This window comes from Pseudomonas sp. BF-R-30, from assembly GCF_019956175.1.
Classification (GTDB): Bacteria; Pseudomonadota; Gammaproteobacteria; order Pseudomonadales; family Pseudomonadaceae; genus Aquipseudomonas; species Aquipseudomonas jessenii.
The window spans coordinates 1-1,922 of sequence record NZ_JAHBDE010000067.1; the positions used below are offsets into that span (position 1 = coordinate 1).

The 1,922-nt window shown below is 63.8% G+C and carries 1 protein-coding gene; it reads right to left on the reverse strand.

The features are described 5' to 3' along the window. Nucleotides 1–1,922, reverse strand: a 1,922-nt coding sequence (locus KGB20_RS25675) for a beta strand repeat-containing protein (protein WP_223533208.1), incomplete at both ends; no start/stop codon positions are given.

The window sequence follows — 1,922 nt, forward strand, 5'->3', positions numbered from 1 at the left end:
TGCCGTTGTAATTTTCGGCCGGGGTGAAGGTGTAAGCGCCGTTGGCGCCGATCACCAGGGTACCGACGTTGGCAATGGTCGCGGTTTGGCCGGCGGTGAAAGTGCCAGCAACACCGTCGATGGTGAAGTTAACCACGCTGACCGTGCCGTCGACGCTCGAGGTGCCGGTGAGGACGCTGCCGGTGACGGCGGTGTCTTCGGCGGTGGTCACGGTTTCGCTGAGGTCGCTGAAGCTGTCATCGACCGGGGTGACGCTGATGGTCAGGGTCGAGGTGACGTTGCTGCCGGAACCGTCGGTGACGGTGTAGCTCACCGTCGGCACGCTGCCGTTGTAGTTGGCGTCCGGGGTAAAGGTGTAGTCCCCGTTGGCGCCGATCACCAGGGTACCGACATTGGCGATGGTGGCCGTGCTGCCAGCGGCGTAGGTGGTATCACCGATGGTGAAGTTAACCACGCTGACCGGGCCGTCGACGCTGCTCGTGCCGGTGAGGACGCTGCCGGTGACGGCGGTGTCTTCGTTGGTGGTCACGCTTTCGCTGAGGTCGGTGAAGCTGTCGTCGACCGGGGTGACGCTGATGGTCAGGGTCGAGGTGACATTGCTGCCCGAGCCGTCGGTGACGGTGTAGCTCACCGTCGGCACGCTGCCGTTGTAATTTTCGGCCGGGGTGAAGGTATAAGCGCCGTTGGCGCCGATGACCAGGGTGCCGACGTTGGCGATGGTGGCCGTGCTGCCGGCGGTGAAAGTGCCAGCAACACCGTCGATGGTGAAATTGACCACGCTGACCGGACCGTCGACGCTCGAGGTGCCAGTGAGGACGCTGCCGGTGACGGCGGTGTCTTCGGCGGTGCTCACGCTTTCGCTGAGGTCGGTGAAACTGTCATCGACCGGGGTGACGCTGATGTTCAGGGTCGAAGTGACGTTGCTGCCCGAGCCGTCGGTGACGGTGTAGCTGACCGTCGGCACGCTGCCGTTGTAATTTTCGGCCGGGGTGAAGGTATAGGCGCCGTTGGCGCCGATCACCAGGGTGCCGACGTTGGCGATGGTCGCGGTCTGGCCGGCGGTGAAAGTGCCACCAACACCGTCGATGGTGAAATTAACCACGCTGACCGGGCCGTCAACGCTCGAAGTGCCGGTGAGGACGCTGCCGGTGACGGCGGTGTCTTCGGCGGTGGTCACGCTTTCGCTGAGGTCGGTGAAGCTGTCATCGACCGGGGTGACGCTGATGGTCAGGGTCGAGGTGACGTTGCTGCCCGAGCCGTCGGTGACGGTGTAGCTCACCGTTGGCACTGTGCCGTTGTAATTTTCGGCCGGGGTGAAGGTATAGGCGCCGTTGGCGCCGATCACCAGGGTGCCGACATTGGCAATGGTCGCCGTGCTGCCGGCGGCGTAGGTGGTGTCACCGATGGTGAAGTTCACCACGCTGACTGGACCATCGACGCTGCTCGTACCAGTGAGGACGCTGCCGGTGACGGCGGTGTCTTCGTTGGTAGTCACGCTTTCGCTGAGGTCGCTGAAGCTGTCATCGACCGGGGTGACGCTGATGGTCAGGGTCGAGGTGACATTGCTGCCGGAGCCGTCGGTGACGGTGTAGCTCACCGTCGGCACGCTGCCGTTGTAATTGGCGGCCGGGGTGAAGGTGTAAGTCCCGTTGGCGCCGATCACCAAGCTGCCGACGTTGGCAATGGTCGCGGTCTGGCCGGCGGTGAAAGTGCCACTAACACCGTCGATGGTGAAATTCACCACGCTGACCGGACCGTCAACGCTCGAGGTGCCGGTCAACACACTGCCGGTCAAGGCGGTGTCTTCGGCGGTGGTCACGGTTTCACTGAGGTCGGTGAAGCTGTCATCGACCGGGGTGACGCTGATGGTCAGGGTCGAGGTGACATTGCTGCCCGAGCCGTCGGTGACGGTGTAGCTCACG